Consider the following 16746-nt stretch of genomic DNA (forward strand, 5'->3'; position numbering starts at 1 on the left):
GATGGAGCAATTGCTCGCCGGGCTCGAGCAGAGAATCGAGTTACTGGCGCAACAACTGACCGCGTCGCGGCAGGAGAACGCGCAACTGCGGCTTCAGGTGGCTGCACTGCAACAAGAGAACCGCCGTCTCCAAGCGGCTGTGACCACGGCGCGCACCGAAGTGGCCAAACAGCAAGAACGGGTTGCGGCGCTGCGTGGTGAGCTGGCGGCGTGGCTTGCGCGTAAGGAGCGTGACGATGGTTGAAGTTCGGGTCGAGGTGACACTGCGCGGCAAGACCTACCGATTGACGTGTGACGAAGCGGACGCGCCGCTCCTGCGGGACGCGGCGCGCCTCCTCGACGAGCGGCTCGCGCGTCTGAGCGGCGAGGGGTTGAGCGGAGAGAAGCTGCTTCTTTGGGCGGCGTTCGAGATCGCAACGGAACTCATTCGCACGCAACGGCAAGGGGGGTTTGACATCGCCGGGTTTCAGCGTAGAATCGAGCGTATGGGTGCGCGGCTCGACAGGCTCTTGGCAGAGGGGCAGCCGCCGTTGCCGCGCTGAACCGGGTACTCCCTGCGGCGTTCGAGAAAGCTGTACGATCCTTGAACCAATAACGTGACGATTGGTCGCCGACCCAGACGTCGCCTGTGTGCATGTGCCCCGTGTACGTGCCTGATGGTGACGGGAACGCGACCCTCCTGAACCGCAGGTTCAGGTCACACAGCCGGATCGGCGCTGCGGGGCTCTTTTTTTCTTGATGCGTATGGACTACTGGTGGCTTGCTTACCCGGTTCTCGGGGTTTTCGTAGGGCTTTTTGCTGGTCTCTTGGGCGTGGGCGGCGGCGCGATCATGGTGCCGGTGCTGACCACGCTCTTTGCCTATCAGGGCTTTTCTTCTGAGGTCGTTGTCCATATGGCGCTCGGTTCGTCGATGGCTGGGATCGTCCTCACTTCGTTCGCGAGTGCTCGAACCCACTACCAACACCATGCGGTGCGCACCGACGCGCTCGTTCCCATGGCAAGTGGCGTGCTGTTCGGTACCTTCGTCGCCTCTTTCATAGCGTCCCTGATTCCCAGTCGCACCCTCGCGATTTTTTTTGCGTGCTTTATAGCATACGTTTCTTTGCAAATGTTCCTCAATTTGAAACCGAAGCCGACGCGTCAGCTTCCGGGTTGGCTGGGGCTCGGTTTCGCCGGGTTCGTGATCGGCGCCGTTTCCGCGCTGGTTGCGATCGGCGGGGGGACACTCACGGTGCCGTTCCTCACGTGGTGCAACGTCCCGGTGGCGCACGCGATCGGCACCTCGGCCGCGCTGGGGATCCCCATTTCGATCACCGGAACGATCGGTTATGTGGTAAACGGCTGGCATGACCCCAATTTGCCACCCTTCTCGTTGGGCTACGTCTATCTGCCTGCAGTGATCGGGGTGAGCGCAACGAGCATTCTGACCGCGCCGATCGGCGCCCGATGGGCCCACCGGTTGCCCGTGCCGGTGCTGAAACGAATTTTGGCCGGGGTTCTGCTCTTGCTCTTGGCGAAGATGTTGTGGACCCTCTACGGGGGTGGGGCATGAGCGGGTTGCTGCTTGGCCAGTCGGTTGCTGTTCCGGACGGGTACGCGCCTGAGCTGCTGACGCCGATCGCGCGTGCCACCGCGCGTGCGACGTTGGGTGACCCACTGCCGCATTGGGTGGGTGAAGACCGCTGGTACGGGTACGAAGGCTCGTGGCTCGACGCGCATGGAAAGCCGCAGGCGGCGGTGATCGAGATCGGGGTGCCTGCCCATTCCCCATACTTGATCGAATCGAAGTCGCTCAAACTCTATCTGAACGGTTTCAACCAAATTCGTTTCGCGGAGGGCGACGCGTTGGTTGCGCGCATCCAAGCGGATCTGGCGGCGGTAGCGCAGGCGCCGGTTCGCGTCGCGCTTCATCCCCTGACGCAATTTTGCCGCGCGGTTGCGGCCGATTTCGGCGACCCCGGCGCATGCCTTTTGGACGCGGTTGCCGCGGATGATTTTCGTTACCAATACGATCCCACGCTGCTTGCGCTCCGCAGCGCCGTTCCCTCCGAACAGCGCTTCGTGATGCAGGCGTTTCGCTCGCTCTGCCCGGTGACGGCGCAACCCGATTGGGCGAGTCTCTATCTGCGCTGTTTCGGGCCGCGCGTCGATCCCGCATCGCTTCTGCGTTACCTCGTTTCGTTTCGCTGTCATGCGGAATTTCATGAGCAGTGCATCGAGCGGATCTACACCGACCTGTGGCGCTTGGGTATGACGGAGTTGATGGTCTGGGGGCGGTTTTTGCGTCGCGGTGGGTTGGAGATCAACCCATTGCGGGCGAGCAGCGAAATGTGGCTGCCGCAACAATGGGTCGCCGATCCGCGGCAATGAGATATTACTGATGAAAAAAGGGTTGCTTTCTTTTGCCCTTTACGCGTACAATGTCCCGAGGATTTTCTCATTGACCGAAAGGAAGGAGCAGCGATGAAAAAAATCGCACAACTGTTGGCGGTGGCTGGGATAGTCGTAACGGTCGCAGCACCGGCGATAGCCGAAGATGCCTCGGCGCTGGCGAAAGCGAAAGGGTGCATGGCGTGCCACGCGATCGACAAGAAACTGGTCGGCCCGTCCTATAAAGACGTCGCGAAGAAATATACCGAAGCCGACGTGCCCAAATTGGTCGAGAAAGTGAAGAAGGGCGGTGCCGGTGTCTGGGGTCCGGTTCCGATGCCGCCGCATCCCCAAGTGGCTGAAGCGGATATCGAAAAGATCGTCCGATGGGTGCTCACCCTCAAGTGATCGGCTTGCGCGCGTTTCGGTGTCTTACCGAAGCGCACGCAGCGCAAGCAAAAGCCCGCAATGGCAAAGCCCGCAATGGCAAAGCCCGCAGAGGCGGGCTTTTTCATTGGTTGATCTGGTCGGCGAATTCCAGCGCTTCAAGAAGCGCCTGATTGTGCATGGCGCTCGCAACCCCTAAGCTTTCGGCCTGGGCGATCAAGCGGGCGGGCGAAGCGCTTTCGCTCGCTTCGGCGAGCGCCAAAAGTGGCGCGTAAGGGCCGTCCCGTTGGATCAGCGCCGCTTTGACCGCTTCCGGTAAAGTGAGGGGTTCCAACGATACTTCGGGCGGTTCACCCGTGAGCTGCGGCAGGATCGAGAAAAGCCCGCAGAGAAAGAGCGCTTCGGCTTCGTCGGCGTCGAAGAACTCCGCAGCGAGACGCTCGAGATAGCGGGCGCGCGTCAATGCCGTCTGCGCGAGCGCGGGCATTTCGGGGTGGTCGTGGCTATGGACGAGCAAGACCGAAAGCCAACGCAGCAACGGCCGGTAACCGAGGATGCTCACCGCATGGCGAAACGAGGTGATCTCCATCCGTAGCCCCATCGCGGGCGAATTGAGGTAGCGCAGGAGCCGGTAGCCGAGCGCGACGTCCCGTTTCAGCACCTTTTCCAATTCTGCGATCTCAGCGTCTTGCTGCAGAAGCGCGATCAAATGGAGCACCGTGGTGCGTGCCGGTGCCGGTTCGCACTGCGTGTTGGGGAGCGCCTCTTTGAGAAAGAACCACCCGCAGACCCCGGCGAAATGGTGCAATGCCGTTTGCGCCGCAGCCCGAGACGGCACCCCCCACGCCAACGCCACCCCTGGCGCCGCGTCGGGGCTTTGGCATTTGCGCCAATCGACGAGCGAAAAGCGCCACGGCGCGTCGGGGTAGGGACTGACCCCATCGTACCAGGCCAGACAAAGCGGCGTCTCTTGCTGGACGCAGTGCGCGATCAGCTGTTGCGTGGCCGGGATGGTGAGTGCCTGTTGGGGGATTTCGAGGAAGGTGTTTTCCGGCCACGCCCATGAAAGGAGTTTGATACTGGGCGGCAGACGCATCAGCGACAACAGCACGGCGTGTGACTGTGGCCAGTGCGGCGTGAGCGCCGTGAGCGTCTGGAGCGCCTGCTCCGTGGTGCTCGCGTGCAGGCAGAGGCGGTTCGCGGTGATCTGAAAGCGGCGATTGAGCGCCGGTTCGCGGGTCAGATAGGCGAAGGCGGTGTTCATTGCGGCGTCGATTGAAACGTGAACGCGTCGGCGAACAAGGCTTCTTCCGGCAGGTTCGCGGCTCGGAAGCGGGCGCGTGCGGCTTCAACCATCGCGGGGGAGCCGCAGACGTAGGCGTCGTACGCCGTGAGGTCGCTGAGCTCAGCAACGACTGCGTCCGGTACCAATCCGGTTCGCCCTGTCCAATCGGGCGCCTGCACCGGCTCTGAGATCACCGGGCGATAATCGAGCCAGGGGTGGGATTCGGCAAACGCCCGCAACCAGGCGTCGCGGTAGAGCCCAGCAGGGGTGCGGGCGCCGAAATAGCAGAGCACGGGGCACTGCGGCGGTTCCCCCGCGGCAAGTTCCAGCAGGAGCGATTGGATTGGCGCAAAACCGGTTCCCCCGGCGACGAAAAGGAGCGGCCGTGCGCGCGATTTCAGGGTAAAGGTGCCGAATGGCCCTTCGAGGCGCCACACCGTTTTCGGTGCGGTTTCGGTGAACACCTTCGGGGTGAAACGGCCACCGGGCACCAACCGGATGTGGAGTTCGAGGAAACCGCCGTGGTTGGGTGCCGACGCGATCGAAAAACTGCGGCGGGCGCCATCGGGCAGCAGCACATCGACATATTGTCCAGCGCGGAAGCGAAAGTCGAGGCTATTCGGCAGCTTGAGCGTGACGATTGCGACCTCGTCGATCTTTTCGATCGTCTCGACCCGCGCCGGGAATTTGTGAATGGGCAGATCGTCGGCGCGGCGCAGCTCCCGCACTTCGATCGTCAGATCGGATCTGGGGTAAGCCCGGCAGAGCAGCGTCCAGCCAGCGGCGCGTTCGTCGTCGGACAAAACGCCCGGCGCGACCCCCTTCAATTCCACGGTGCCGTTCACGACGCGCGCACGGCAGGCGCCGCAGGCGCCGTCACGGCAGCCGTACGGCACAGTAAGGCCCGATCGCAGCGCAGCGTCGAGTACCGTTTCGTCGGGCGCGGCGGTAAAGGTGGCGTCGGGGTGATTCGCAATCTGAACCGTGTGGGTCATGGAACGTCGCGTGCGATAATCGGAAGCCTTTATTGTACGGGAAGAGGGGCGCGAGCGTGACGGTTCGAGTGTTGGTCGTGGGCGGCGGGGATGTCGCGTTACGTGCAGCGCGCGCCTTGGCGTCTCGCGTCCAGTTTTGGGTGGTGGTGCGCGATCCTGCCAAAAGCGCCGCGTGGCGCGCGTTGGGGGCACGCGTGATCGTCGCCGATCTCGACCTCTGGCGGTCGTTGGCGCGAATCGGCGCGGCAGTGGATCAGGTTTGGGTCACGGTGCCGCCTGCGGAGGATGGGGTGGTCGACCCCCGCACCCGTCGTCTGCAGGCAGCGCTGCGGCGAAGCACCGCCCGAAGTAAGCCACGCGGCCCGGGGCGGCGTCACCATTTCGCTCTTCGGCCGCGTATGGTCTATCTGAGTACGAGCGGCGTCTATGGCGACCGAGGAGGGGCGTGGGTGCGCGAGAGCGACCCGGTTGCCCCTCAAACGGCGCGCGCAGCGCGGCGGGTCGCGGCGGAGCGGTTGTGGCGCGATTGGGCGAAACGGGGCGGCTGGGTGGTGCGGCTGCGCGTACCGGGGATCTATTCCGCCGAACGCCTCCCGGTGGCGCGGTTGCTGCGTGGTGATCCGGCGATTCACGAAGAGGAGGACAGTATCAGCAACCACATCCATGCCGACGATCTGGCGCAGATCCTCTGGGTGGCGGGGTGGCGCGGCAAGACGGGGCGCGCCTATCACGCTGCCGACGATCAACCGTTGCCGATGGGCGCGTGGTTCGATGCGGTGGCCGATGCACTGGGGCTGCCCCGCCCGCCGCGTCTGCCCAGACAAGCGGTGTTGGAACGTGTCGGGCCGATGATGGCTTCGTTTCTCACCGAAAGCCGACGGCTGCGTAACGACCGCCTCAAACGGGAACTTCGCTTTCGTTTGCGCTATCCCACGGTTTTTGCGTTGCTCGCGCAACCGATCTGGAAAGAAAGGAGGGAATCGTGCTCTATGGCGTCGTCAAGTCGCTGCATATCATCTTGATGACTTCGTGGTTCGCGGGGCTCTTTTATCTGCCGCGAATCTTTGTCAATCTGGCGATGGAAGAGAACGCAGCCGCACGTGACCGGCTGCTCCTCATGGCACGCAAACTTTTTCGCTTCATGACGCCGCTTGGGGTTTTGGCGGTGGGGTTCGGTCTCTGGCTCTGGTTCGGGTTCGGTTTTTCCGGCGGGTGGCTGCACGCGAAGACGACGCTCGTGGTATTGCTGATCGCCTACCACGCGTATTGTGGAGTGCTGCTGCGCCGTTTCGAGGCCGGCACCAACACCCGCTCCCACGTCTGGTTTCGGGTTTTCAACGAAATCCCGGTGGTGATCCTGACCGTCGTCGTCTTTCTTGTCGTGTTGAAGCCGTTCTAAGCCGGGAAGCATGTCGTGTCGAATCGGTTGCGCGCGTTCGCGCCGTGCCCGCGCGGGTTGGAGTCATGCCTCGGTGACGAATTGACCGCTGCGGGTGCCGCCGAAATCCGGGTGCGTCCCGGTGGTGTTGCCTTTACCGGTGACTGGCCGGTACTCATGCGGGTACACCTCACGAGCCGCATCGCGACGCGGGTGTTGGTCGCGGTGGGAGGCGGCGCGTTGCCGCACGGCAAGCGGCGTGGCGAAGAGGGGGCGGCGCTCTACCGCCTGGCGCGAACCGTCGCGTGGCCGAAATGGGTTTCGCCCGATGCGCGGCTGCGTGTCGATCTCACCGTGACGCGGGCGGCATGCACCGATGCGATCCCTTTTCTCACGCTGCGGGTGAAAGACGCGATCTGTGACGCGCTCCGCGCCCAGTGCGGTCGTCGTCCCAGCGTTGACAAACACGATCCAACCTTTCGGGTTGTCGTCTTCCTCGACGAACGGGGGGCGACCTTCTATTGGGATACGAGCGGGGCGCCGCTTGTGCAGCGCGGGTTCAAGTCAGCAACGACGCTGGCGCCGCTCAAAGAGAACCTGGCTGCTGGGATTTTGCAGGTGATCGGGTGGACACCCACGTTGCCGCTGATCGACCCGATGTGTGGCAGCGGGACGTTCTTATTGGAAGCGGCGATGCGCGCCTATGCGATTCCCCCGGGGCTTTTTCGCGTGTTCGCGTTCGAACAGTGGCACGGACTCGACCGCCAGACGTGGCAGCAGCTACGCAACACCCTACGGGCAGAGACCGCTCGGCACATCGCTGTGCTGCGCACAAAGCACAGGGAGCCGCTCCTTTTTGCCGCCGACGCCGATCCGCGGCAGATCGCCGCGGCGCAGCACAATTGGCAGAAGCTCGAAGCCGCGGTGGAAGCGTCGCTGCCGATCGTGTGGCAAACCGCGGCAGCGGAAGCACTCGAACCGCCGTCTGAAGTGCCGCCGGGCTATTGGGTGACCAATCCCCCTTACGGTGTGCGCCTAGCCGAAACCGAAGCGCTCGCCGCGTGGTACCCGGTGCTGGGCGACGCCCTCAAACGGCGCTGGGCAGGGTGGACCGCCCATTTCTTGACCGCCGATTCGCAATTCGCCAAGCGCATCGGCCTGCGGCCAGCGGCGAAGTGGCACCTCGACAACGGGCCACTGCGCTGCGTGTTGCTGCGTTACCCGATCGTAGCGGGTTCTTTGAAGCGTAACCGCGTCATGAGTGCAGAAGCAGAGGCGTGATCAACGGCAAACCGAGCCGTTACGCCTTCGTTACACGATATCGAGCCCTTCTGGGACTTCCACTTCGGGCTTGTCGGGCCGTTTGCTGTGGAGTTTGATCTGGATGCGCAGGTCATTGACCGAATCGGCGTAGCGCAGCGCATCTTCGTAACGGATCATCCCAGCTTCGTAGAGGTCGAAGAGCGCTTGATCGAAGGTCTGCATCCCCAGTTCGCGCGAGCGTTTCATCACCTCTTTGATTTCGGGGATCTCCCCTTTGAAGATCAGTTCCGCAACGAGCGGCGTGTTGAGGAGGATCTCAACCGCAGCGACGCGCCCTGGTCCCGAGGCGCGCGGCAAGAGCCGTTGTGAGACGATCGCTTTGAGGTTGAGCGACAGGTCCATCAGCAACTGTTGCCGTCGGTCTTCGGGGAAGAAGTTGATGATGCGATCGAGCGCCTGGTTGGTGCTGTTCGCGTGCAGCGTCGCCAGGCACAGATGCCCTGTTTCGGAGAAGGCGATCGCGTACTCCATCGTGTCGCGGTCGCGAATTTCGCCCATCATGATCACGTCGGGTGCTTGGCGCAGCGCGTTTTTGAGCGCGATTTCCCAACTGTCGGTGTCGATCCCGATCTCACGCTGTGAGACCAGGCATTTCTTGTGGGGATGGAGGAATTCGATCGGATCTTCGATGGTGATGATGTGCCCGCGGCTGTGTTCGTTGCGCCAGTCGATGAGCGCCGCAAGCGAGGTCGATTTCCCGGTACCGGTGCCGCCGACGAAGATCACGAGCCCGCGTTTGACCAGCGCCACCTCTTTGAGGATGGCGGGGAGCCGAAGACTGTCGAGCGTCGGGATGGTGTCGGGGATGGTGCGAAAGACGAGCGAAACCCCCCCTTTGGCGCGGTAGGCGTTGACCCGGAAGCGGCCGATGTTGGCTGGCGAGATCGCGAAGTTGCACTCTTTGGTGGCTTCGAATTCGGCGGCTTGGCGGTCGTTCATCACCGCGCGGGCGATCGCAAGCGTGTGCGCGGCGGTGAGTGGCTGATTCGACTGCGGTTGCAGCGCCCCGTCGATCTTGATCGCTGGCGGGAAATCGGGGGCGATGAAGAGGTCGGAACCGTTGCGCTCCTTGACGCGGCGCAGGAGGTCGGTGGTGAATTTCAACGCTTGGTCACGCTGCATCGATGGGTTCCTCCAACGAATCAACGGAACGCGTCTTTGTTCACCGCGTAGGCGCGCGCCTCGTCGGGGGCAACGATATGACGCGCGACCAGTTGTTGCAGCGACTGGTCGAGCGTCTGCATCCCCAACGCTTGGCTCGTCTGGATGATCGAGTACATCTGCGCGATCTTGTTCTCGCGAATGAGGTTGCGAATCGCGGGTGTGCCGATCATGATTTCGTGCGCGGCGACGCGCCCGCTGCCGTCGCGCCGCTTCAAGAGTACTTGCGAGATCACCGCGCGCAGCGATTCGGAGAGCATCGCGCGCACCATCTCTTTTTCGGCAGCAGGAAAGACGTCGACGATCCGGTCGATCGTCTTCGCCGCCGACGAGGTGTGCAACGTTCCGAAGACCAGGTGGCCCGTTTCGGCGGCGGTAAGGGCCAGGCGGATCGTTTCGAGGTCCCGCATCTCGCCGACCAGGATCACGTCGGGATCTTCGCGCAATGCCGACCTCAGCGCGTTTTCGAACGAGAGGGTGTCGCGATGGACTTCCCGCTGGTTGATGAGCGATTTTTTCGCCTCATGGACGAATTCGATCGGGTCTTCGATGGTGAGGATATGGAGCGGCTGCGTGGTGTTGAGGTAATCGATCATCGCCGCGAGCGTCGTCGATTTCCCGGAGCCGGTGGGGCCGGTGACGAGCACGATGCCGCGCGGCTGGTCGCAGATCGTTTTGAAAACCGCCGGGGCGTCGAGCGCTTCGAGTGTGAGCACTTTGCTGGGAATGGTGCGAAAGACCGCGCCCATTCCGCGACTCTGCACGAAGGCGTTGACCCGGAAGCGCGCCAGGTTCGGGATTTCGAACGAGAAGTCGGCTTCGAAATGGGCTTCGAACGTTTTGCGTTGCGCGTCGGTCATGATGTCATAGACGAGCGCCTTGACGTCGGCGTCGGTGAGTGCCGGCAGATTGACGCGCCGAATATCGCCGTGGATGCGCAGCATCGGCGGCAGCCCTGCCGAAAGGTGGAGGTCCGACGCTTTGTTTTTGACGGCAAAGGCAAGCAGTTCCGCGATGTCCATCGAGCAGTCTCCCGCATCTGATCCTGCTATGGTAGCCGATTTCGTCGATGCTATACTCGTTGCGGTCGCAAACGATCGACGAAACGGAGCAGCATGGAGGGCATGAGCGAGGTCGACGCGTGCGCGATCGCCGCGCGGGTTGCCGCGGTGCGGGCACAAATCTTCGAGGCGGCAGAGCGCTTGGGGCGCGATCCGGCGACGGTGACGCTGGTTGCGGTGAGTAAGACGCAACCCGCTGCGGTGATCCGTGCCGCGTTTGCCGCAGGCGTGCGCGTCTTCGGCGAAAACTATGTGCAGGAGGCGGTGGCGAAACAGGAGCAACTCACCGATCTACCCGTCGAATGGCATTTCATCGGGCCGATTCAACGCAACAAGACGCGGGCGATCGCTGCCGCGTTCGACTGGGTCCATTCGCTGGACCGCCTGGAAGTGGCGAAGCGCTTTGCCGAGCAGCGTGATCCCAAACGGGGGCCGCTCAACGTGATGGTGCAGGTGAATGTGAGTGGGGAGGCGAGCAAAGCCGGTGTCGCGCCTGAAACGGTGGTGGCGCTCGTGAAAGCGGTGGCGCGGTTGCCGCGGCTCCAAGTAGTGGGGTTGATGACGATCCCTGAGCCAAGCGCCGATCCCCCATTGCTCGCGCGCCGTTTTCGAACGGTGCGTGAGCTGCGCGACACGTTGCAGCGTGAAGGCTTGCCCGTTTGGGCGCTATCGATGGGGATGAGCAGCGATTGGCCGGTGGCGCTTGCCGAAGGGGCGACCCATCTGCGCATCGGTAGCGCCCTTTTCGGACCCAGACCGCCCAAAACATCGCGGCGCGAAGGTGGTGAAGACGCATCAGGAAAAGGAGCAAAAGCATGCGGTTGAGTTTTTTGGGTGGCGGCAATATGGCCGAAGCGATCCTGGGCGGGTTGGTCGATCGGCGCGTGACCGATGCGAAACGGATCCACGTCGTCGACCCTAACCCGGATCGCCGCACGGCGTTGGAAAGTCGGTATGGGGTGAAGGCGCTTCCCGTGGTCGATGACCCCTTTTTCGAAACCGATCTGATCGTGCTTGCGGTAAAGCCCCAAGTGGTTGCGACGGCGCTCGCGCCTCTTGCCGGTCGCGTCGGGCGAACGCCCGTGCTGTCGATCATGGCCGGGGTGCCGATCGCGCGGATCGCCGCATTGCTGGGGGACACGGCGCCGATCATCCGCGCGATGCCCAACACCCCGGCTTTGGTGGGTGCCGGAATGAGCGGGCTCTACGCGCCGCCCGAGGTGGGCGTAACCGTACGGCAGTTGGCGCAAAAGGTGATGGAAGCGGTAGGTGAGGTGGTCTGGGTCGAGAACGAAGCGGCGATCGACGCAGTGACTGCGGTCTCCGGCAGCGGTCCAGCGTACGGTTTCCTCTTCATGGAAGCGCTCGCCCGCGCGGGTGTCGAGCTGGGGTTGCCCGCCGACGTGGCGCGCCGTTTGGCGGTCGGGACCCTGCTGGGCGCCGCGAAACTCGCCGGCGCGAGCGCCGATCCCTTGGACGTGTTGCGCGCCCGTGTCACTTCGCCGGGGGGAACGACCGCTGCGGCATTGGAAGTACTGTTCGCGCATGCGTGGGACCGCATTCTGGAGACGGCGGTCGCGGCGGCGTACCAGCGCGCGCAAGAGCTGGCGAAAGGAGCGTAACGGATGGGGGGCGGGCAACTTTTCGATCTCGTTTTCGGTACCGTCTTCAACGGACTTTCGGCCCTTTTTTGGATCGCGTTTTTGATGCGCTGGCGACGGATTTCGTTCTTTCTGCCGGGGGGCGCGTTTGTGCTGACGCTCACCGAATGGGCGGCGCGGCCGGTGCGACGCCTTTTGCCGCGTACCCGGCTCGACTGGAGCTGCGTACTCTTGGCGTGGGTGAGCCAAATGGTGTTGATCGGCCTCAAGTTTGCGGTGCTGGGTCACCTGCCCAGCCTGCCGCTCTTCGGCGTTCTGGGGGTGATGGTGGTGGGCGGCGCGCTCGAAACCCTCTATGTCCTGGGGTACCTGGTCTTCTGGGTCGTGCTGGTTTCGGCGTTGCTCACCTGGTTACAGCCCAATGCCCCGCTCGCGCCGGTGATTCACGCGCTTGCCGATCCCTTCCTCGATCCGATCCGTCGTTTCGTGCCAACGATCGGTGGGATCGACCTCAGTCCGGTGATCCTGTTCCTTGCGCTCAACCTGCTGGCGATCGTCGGCGGCGAACTCCGATTCATGGTCGTGCGTGGCTTGTTGGCGGCGTCGGTGGGTGGGTGACGTGTCGGGCTGGCAGACGCATTCGGACGGGGTGTTGTTGTCCCTGCACGTGCAGCCCGGCGCGAAGCGCAGCGGTTGGGCAGGGCGCCACGGCGATGCGCTCAAAGTGCGGATCGCGGCCCCCCCGGTCGAGGGGAAGGCGAATGCGGCGCTGTGCGCCTTCTTGGCCGAAACCTTTGGCCTGCGTCAGAACGCGGTGACGGTGGTCGGGGGCGAATCGTCTCGGACCAAGCTGGTGTTGTTGCGTTGTGACGCGCACGAGCGCACCGCGATTCTGACCCGTTTGGGCGAAATGTTCCCACACTGACCGTGGTGTTGGGAGACGCGGCAATGGGGCACGCAGCGTGGCGCGGTTGGCAGCACCTGTTGCGCCCTGGGGATTGGGGGGCGCTTGCGATTGGCGTTGTAGCGGTTGCCGTGTCGCTGACATGGTTACTGCAGGCAGGAGCCCCCACCCACGCCGTGGTGCGTGTCGCGGGCCGTGTCGTCGGAACCTATGCGCTTGACCAGCCCCAAACCATTCAGGTAACCGGTGCGTTGGGCGTCACCGTGATCGAGATCGCGCCGGGGCGCGCGCGGGTGGTGCGCGACCCAGGCCCCCGGCAGATCTGCGTGCGGCAAGGGTGGTTGACGCGCGCTGGGAGCGCTGCGATCTGCGCGCCCAATGAGGTGACCGTGGAGCTCACTGGGCGCACGCGCCTCTACGATTCGCTCAATTTTTGACCGGTGCCGCTTCGCGTTCGAAGACGAAGGTGCCGCGCCGCATCAGGTGGGTGACGCGCCCCGTGAGCGGCAGACCCCACCACGGTGTGTTGTGCGCAGGCCCGACGAGCGAATGGGCGTCGACGATCCACGGTTCGTCGGGATCGAAGAGGATGAGGTCGGCCGGGGCGCCGACTGCAAGCCGCCCCCATTCGTCGTTATCGACAAGCGCAGCGGCGCGACTGCTCACTGGGGCAAGCGTCTGGGCAAGCGACAGCCCTTGCGATTCGCCCCAGCGCAGTACGAGCGGCAGGAGCGTTTCGAAGCCTGCGGCCCCGGGGGCGCTCTCCGAAAAGGGGTAGGCTTTCGCGTCACGCCCCACGGTCGTGTGATTCGAGGTGATGACGTCGATCGTGCCGTCAGCGACTGCTGCGGCGAGCGCTTCCCGGTCGCGGCTGCTGCGCAAAGGCGGAATCACGTGGGCGTTGGTATCGAACGCCCCGATGTCGAGTTCGGTCATCGTCAAATGGAGCGCGGAGACGCTCGCCGAGACGGGTAGCCCTTCGTCTTTCGCGCGGCGGATCAACGCGACGCTGCGTTCGCTCGACAGATTGACCACATGGAGCCGAACGCCTGCTTCAGCCGCCAATTCGATGAGGCGCGTGAGCGCGACCGTCTCCGCCGCGACAGGGATTGGCGGTAGCCCCAGGCGTGCGGCGACCACGCCGTCGTGCGCGCCGCCCGGCAGGCTGAGGTCGGGGTCGGCAGCGGTGAGCCAGACGGGAAGGTCGAAGCTTGCCGCGTACTGCATCGCCCGCAGCAACGCCAGCGTGTCGCGCATCGGGCGATCGCCTTGCGAGAACGCGATGCAGCCGGCCGTGGTGAGACGCGCCATTTCCGCAAGTTGCTCGCCTTTGAGGCCGACGGTGAGCGCGCCGAGCGGCAGGATGTCGGCGGTTGCGGCGCGGCGCGCGCGCTCAAGCAGCATTTCGACCAACCCCGGTTCGTCAAGCGGCGGGGCTGTATCCGGCGCGACCACCAGATGACCGATCCCGCCGGCCGCTGCGCCGTGCAATTCGCGCTCCAAGCGGGTTTGCTGTTCCAAGACCGGGCCGGTGAGGCGCGCGTAGGTATCGACCAACGCCGGGGCAAGTACGCGCCGCTGCGCGTCCCAGGTTCGATCTGGTGTAAAGCCCGGAATCGCCGGTGCCGCAGGCGGGTCGGCCGGGTGTTCTTGAATCGCCACGATGCGGCCGTCGGCGATCGCAACCGCTCCGTACCCTTCACGCCCCGAAGCGGGGTCGACGAGGTAGGCGTTGGTGATCAACCACTTCATGCGAGACCTCCTGGGGCAACGCCCGCCAATAGGGTGAAGACGGCCATGCGGATCGCGATCCCAAAAGTGACTTGCGGCAGGATTACGGCTTGGGGGCCGTCGGCGACGCTCGATGCGATCTCCACCCCACGGTTCATCGGGCCTGGGTGCATCACGATCGCGTCGGGTTTGGCCCGTTTGAGCCGCTCGGGGGTGAGTCCCCAGCATTCGTGGTATTCGGCAGTGGTGGCGATGAAGGAGCCGTGCATCCGCTCGTTTTGCAGCCGCAGCATCATGATCACGTCGACGCCGTCGAGCGCTTCGTCGAGGTCGTGGGTAACCTGTACGCCCAATTCGCCGAGCGCTTTGGGCAGCAGCGTTTTCGGCCCGGCAACGCGCACTTCGGGAACCCCCAGGGTGGTGAGCGCCGCGATCTCCGAGCGCGCGACCCGTGAATGAAGGACGTCACCGACCACCGCGACGGTGAGACGGGTGAATTCTTTCTTGTAGTGGCGGATGGTGTACATGTCGAGCAACCCTTGGGTGGGGTGCGCATGGCGGCCGTCGCCAGCGTTGAGCACGCGCACGTGGTCGAGCCCACGTTCAGCGAGGTGTTGCGCGATGCGTACCGGCGCGCCGCTTGCGGCGTGACGGATCACGAACATGTCGGCCATCATCGCGCAAAGATTGTCGATGGTGTCGAGCAGCGACTCCCCTTTCGCCGTGCTGCTGGTGGCGATGTTGAGGTTGACGACGTCGGCAGAAAGCCGTGCGGCAGCGATCTCGAAGGTGGTGCGCGTACGGGTCGAGTTTTCGAAGAAGATGTTGAAGACGCTTTTGCCGCGCAGAAGCGGCACTTTTTTCACCGCGCGCTCAGAGACTTCGAGAAAAGAGTCTGCCAACGAAAAGATCTGCTGCAGGATCGGTTCGGGTAGCCCATCGAGCGTCAAGAGGTGACGCAGGCGCCCGTCGGGTGTGAGTTGGAGTGGCGTCATGCAACGAGCTCCCAACGAAAGGTCTGTTCAGGGGTGACGATGAGTTCGAGCCGCACGTGGGTGGCCAGCGGGGTCAGGCTCCGCCAGGGGCAAAAGTCGGGACAGATCGGGAGTTCCCGCCCCCCGCGATCGGCAAGCGCCGCAAACCGCACGCACGCGGGGCGGCCGTAGTCGAAGAGTTCATTGATCGCAGCGCGCACCGTGCGTCCGGTGTAGAGCACGTCGTCGATCAGCAGGATCCGTGCGCCTTCGACCGAGAACGGAAGTTCGCTGGGCCGAACGTCGCGCCGCCCCAGACCCCGTTGTGCCAGATCGTCGCGGTAGAACGACACGTCGATCACCCCAAGCGGTAGCGTTGGCGCGAGCGCGGCGCGCAGCCGTTCGGCGATCCAGCTGCCGCCCGCGTGGATGCCGACGAAGGCGTCGAAGGTATCGCGGTACGGCGCAATCGCGCGCTCGAGTTCATGGTAGAGCGTTTCGGCGTCAGGGGGTGGCGATATCAATGGGTTTTCCGTGTGCATGCGTGATTGCTCCCGGAGGGTAGACGGTGGCGTGACCGTCGCAGAAGGTTTGCAGGATGAGCGCGGCAGCTACCGCGTCGAGGCGCGCTTTGCGCGCTTGCCAGCGCCGTTTGCCCGTTTCGCGCAAGAGCTGTTCGGCGTGCGCCGAGGTAAGCGACTCATCGACCCAGTAGATGGGTTTGGCGTGACGGGCAGTGAGGGTGTTGGCGAACGCGGTGATCGCGGGGTGCATTGGGTGGGGGTTCCCACTTGCGGGTGTGGGTGGCCACCCCAGGACGAATCCACAGGGGTGCCATTCCGCGACGAGGGCGTCGAAAGCGACCCAGAAACGCGTTTCGGGCTGCGCGGCCAGTGTGGTCAGGGGGGTCGCGATCGCGACGGGCAGCGTGGCGACCGCGACGCCGATCCGCGCGTTGCCGTAGTCGATCCCGAGCCAGACGCCGTCGCAGGGCGCGAGCGCGCATTCAGCCATGCCCGGCACCTCCGACCAGAAAACCGGGGCGCACGCCAAGCAGCGCGAGCGCCGCCTGATAGCGCGCTTCTGGCGGCGTGGAAAAGATGATCTCGGGGTCGGCGGGTACGGTTAGCCAGTCGTTGCGGGCGATTTCGCTTTCTAGCTGGCCTTCTCCCCAACCGGCATGGCCCAGCAAGACCAGGAAGTCGCGGACCGCGTTCACGTCGCCCAAGCTCGGCAAGATGTCACGCGACGAGGTGAGCGCCATGTCTTCGGGTAGCGTCATCGATCCCGCCCATTCGCCACTGGGACGATGCAGGACGAAACCGCGTTCGGTCGCGACTGGCCCGCCGTAGAAGACGGGCGCGTCGGCAACGAGGGGGTTGACCGCGCCCGCTTCGACCCGCTCGAAGAGCTGCCCTAGGGTGATTTCGGTGGGACGGTTGATGATCAACCCCATCGCGCCTTGAGGGTGGTGTTCGACCAAATAGACCACCGTTTGGCGGAAATTGGGGTCGTTGAGCTCGGGCATCGCGACCAGGAAATGGTGTTTGTAGCTGACGAAACGTTGTCCCATG

At 64.0% G+C, this 16746-nt stretch carries 22 protein-coding genes and 1 other RNA gene; 14 read left to right on the forward strand and 9 right to left on the reverse strand.

Annotation, left to right across the window (positions count from 1 at the left end; all coding sequences use genetic code 11):
- Position 1 precedes the first annotated feature (1 nt).
- The 6 genes from ACYQ4Z_RS08235 (at position 2) to ACYQ4Z_RS08260 (ending at position 2780) form a co-directional block, all read left to right on the forward strand.
- Entirely contained in the window at positions 2–244 is a 243-nt protein-coding gene (locus tag ACYQ4Z_RS08235; protein WP_219972184.1) for a hypothetical protein, read from the forward strand.
- Positions 237–542 (forward strand): cell division protein ZapA, encoded by a 306-nt coding sequence (locus tag ACYQ4Z_RS08240; protein ID WP_219972186.1) that lies wholly within the window; start codon positions 237–239, stop codon positions 540–542. Before ACYQ4Z_RS08235 ends, ACYQ4Z_RS08240 begins: the two co-directional genes overlap by 8 nt.
- Positions 543–548: 6 nt before the next feature.
- Positions 549–729: non-coding RNA, 6S RNA (gene ssrS / locus ACYQ4Z_RS08245), on the forward strand.
- 9 nt (positions 730–738) lie between these two features.
- Positions 739–1554: a sulfite exporter TauE/SafE family protein gene (locus tag ACYQ4Z_RS08250; protein WP_459860638.1), complete on the forward strand. Its 816-nt coding sequence runs from the start codon at positions 739–741 to the stop codon at positions 1552–1554.
- Positions 1551–2372: an NADPH-dependent 7-cyano-7-deazaguanine reductase QueF gene (locus ACYQ4Z_RS08255; RefSeq protein ID WP_459860639.1), complete on the forward strand. Its 822-nt coding sequence runs from the start codon at positions 1551–1553 to the stop codon at positions 2370–2372. The genes ACYQ4Z_RS08250 and ACYQ4Z_RS08255 overlap by 4 nt, the downstream gene beginning before the upstream one ends.
- 93 nt (positions 2373–2465) lie before the next feature.
- Positions 2466–2780, forward strand: a complete 315-nt coding sequence (locus ACYQ4Z_RS08260; protein WP_459860640.1) for a c-type cytochrome — start codon at positions 2466–2468, stop codon at positions 2778–2780.
- A gap of 103 nt (positions 2781–2883) precedes the next feature.
- Here ACYQ4Z_RS08260 and ACYQ4Z_RS08265 read toward each other — a convergent pair whose 3' ends face one another.
- A complete protein-coding gene (locus ACYQ4Z_RS08265; RefSeq protein WP_219972190.1) occupies positions 2884–4023 on the reverse strand; it encodes an EAL and HDOD domain-containing protein in 1140 nt (379 codons plus the stop codon).
- Positions 4020–5039 carry a 2Fe-2S iron-sulfur cluster-binding protein gene (locus tag ACYQ4Z_RS08270; protein WP_459860642.1) on the reverse strand — a complete coding sequence of 340 codons (1020 nt, stop codon included), beginning with the start codon at positions 5037–5039 and terminating at the stop codon, positions 4020–4022. The genes ACYQ4Z_RS08265 and ACYQ4Z_RS08270 overlap by 4 nt, the downstream gene beginning before the upstream one ends.
- A 56-nt stretch (positions 5040–5095) precedes the next feature.
- On the opposite strand from ACYQ4Z_RS08270, the gene ACYQ4Z_RS08275 reads away from it, so the two are divergent.
- Genes ACYQ4Z_RS08275 through ACYQ4Z_RS08285 form a run of 3 tightly spaced genes read left to right on the forward strand, consistent with a single transcriptional unit; the run spans position 5096 to position 7698 of the window.
- The gene (locus ACYQ4Z_RS08275; RefSeq protein WP_459860643.1) at positions 5096–6061 is read left to right on the forward strand and encodes an NAD-dependent epimerase/dehydratase family protein; all 966 of its coding nucleotides are present in this window, start codon (positions 5096–5098) and stop codon (positions 6059–6061) included.
- A complete protein-coding gene (locus ACYQ4Z_RS08280) occupies positions 6061–6438 on the forward strand; it encodes a CopD family protein (RefSeq protein WP_233467987.1) in 378 nt (125 codons plus the stop codon). Before ACYQ4Z_RS08275 ends, ACYQ4Z_RS08280 begins: the two co-directional genes overlap by 1 nt.
- Positions 6439–6453: 15 nt before the next feature.
- Positions 6454–7698 carry a THUMP domain-containing class I SAM-dependent RNA methyltransferase gene (locus ACYQ4Z_RS08285; RefSeq protein WP_219972193.1) on the forward strand — a complete coding sequence of 415 codons (1245 nt, stop codon included), beginning with the start codon at positions 6454–6456 and terminating at the stop codon, positions 7696–7698.
- 30 nt (positions 7699–7728) lie between these two features.
- On the opposite strand, the gene ACYQ4Z_RS08290 is transcribed toward ACYQ4Z_RS08285, so the two are convergent.
- Together ACYQ4Z_RS08290 and ACYQ4Z_RS08295 are read right to left on the reverse strand one after the other, a co-directional pair.
- Entirely contained in the window at positions 7729–8862 is a 1134-nt protein-coding gene (locus tag ACYQ4Z_RS08290; RefSeq protein WP_285614701.1) for a PilT/PilU family type 4a pilus ATPase, read from the reverse strand.
- 20 nt (positions 8863–8882) lie between these two features.
- Positions 8883–9923: a type IV pilus twitching motility protein PilT gene (locus ACYQ4Z_RS08295; protein WP_219972194.1), complete on the reverse strand. Its 1041-nt coding sequence runs from the start codon at positions 9921–9923 to the stop codon at positions 8883–8885.
- 102 nt (positions 9924–10025) lie between these two features.
- Here ACYQ4Z_RS08295 and ACYQ4Z_RS08300 point away from each other — a divergent pair, with 102 nt between their 5' ends.
- From ACYQ4Z_RS08300 to ACYQ4Z_RS08320, 5 genes are read left to right on the forward strand one after another with little or no spacing between them, the layout of a single operon-like run.
- Entirely contained in the window at positions 10026–10787 is a 762-nt protein-coding gene (locus tag ACYQ4Z_RS08300; protein ID WP_119335666.1) for a YggS family pyridoxal phosphate-dependent enzyme, read from the forward strand.
- Positions 10778–11584 carry a pyrroline-5-carboxylate reductase gene (proC, locus tag ACYQ4Z_RS08305; RefSeq protein ID WP_459860645.1) on the forward strand — a complete coding sequence of 269 codons (807 nt, stop codon included), beginning with the start codon at positions 10778–10780 and terminating at the stop codon, positions 11582–11584. Before ACYQ4Z_RS08300 ends, proC begins: the two co-directional genes overlap by 10 nt.
- 3 nt (positions 11585–11587) lie before the next feature.
- Complete coding sequence (locus ACYQ4Z_RS08310) at positions 11588–12181, forward strand: YggT family protein (protein WP_219972197.1); 594 nt, start codon at positions 11588–11590, stop codon at positions 12179–12181.
- A gap of 1 nt (position 12182) precedes the next feature.
- Positions 12183–12488, forward strand: coding sequence for a DUF167 domain-containing protein (locus ACYQ4Z_RS08315; RefSeq protein WP_459860646.1), 306 nt, complete (start codon positions 12183–12185; stop codon positions 12486–12488).
- Positions 12489–12511: 23 nt separating this feature from the next.
- A complete protein-coding gene (locus ACYQ4Z_RS08320; protein WP_119335663.1) occupies positions 12512–12904 on the forward strand; it encodes a NusG domain II-containing protein in 393 nt (130 codons plus the stop codon).
- Here the strand turns inward: ACYQ4Z_RS08320 and ACYQ4Z_RS08325 are convergent.
- Genes ACYQ4Z_RS08325 through ACYQ4Z_RS08345 form a run of 5 tightly spaced genes read right to left on the reverse strand, consistent with a single transcriptional unit; the run spans position 12894 to position 16745 of the window.
- Positions 12894–14219, reverse strand: coding sequence for a dihydroorotase (locus tag ACYQ4Z_RS08325; protein ID WP_119335662.1), 1326 nt, complete (start codon positions 14217–14219; stop codon positions 12894–12896). The two genes, ACYQ4Z_RS08320 and ACYQ4Z_RS08325, sit on opposite strands and share 11 nt — an antisense overlap.
- A complete protein-coding gene (locus ACYQ4Z_RS08330; RefSeq protein WP_119335661.1) occupies positions 14216–15193 on the reverse strand; it encodes an aspartate carbamoyltransferase catalytic subunit in 978 nt (325 codons plus the stop codon). The genes ACYQ4Z_RS08325 and ACYQ4Z_RS08330 overlap by 4 nt, the downstream gene beginning before the upstream one ends.
- The gene (gene pyrR / locus ACYQ4Z_RS08335) at positions 15190–15693 is read right to left on the reverse strand and encodes a bifunctional pyr operon transcriptional regulator/uracil phosphoribosyltransferase PyrR (RefSeq protein ID WP_459860745.1); all 504 of its coding nucleotides are present in this window, start codon (positions 15691–15693) and stop codon (positions 15190–15192) included. The genes ACYQ4Z_RS08330 and pyrR overlap by 4 nt, the downstream gene beginning before the upstream one ends.
- A complete protein-coding gene (gene ruvX, locus ACYQ4Z_RS08340; RefSeq protein WP_119335659.1) occupies positions 15677–16186 on the reverse strand; it encodes a Holliday junction resolvase RuvX in 510 nt (169 codons plus the stop codon). The genes pyrR and ruvX overlap by 17 nt, the downstream gene beginning before the upstream one ends.
- Positions 16179–16745 carry a YqgE/AlgH family protein gene (locus ACYQ4Z_RS08345; protein ID WP_119335658.1) on the reverse strand — a complete coding sequence of 189 codons (567 nt, stop codon included), beginning with the start codon at positions 16743–16745 and terminating at the stop codon, positions 16179–16181. Before ACYQ4Z_RS08345 ends, ruvX begins: the two co-directional genes overlap by 8 nt.
- Between the last annotated feature and the right edge of the window lies 1 nt (position 16746).

The sequence above is a fragment of the Hydrogenophilus hirschii genome (assembly GCF_054656675.1).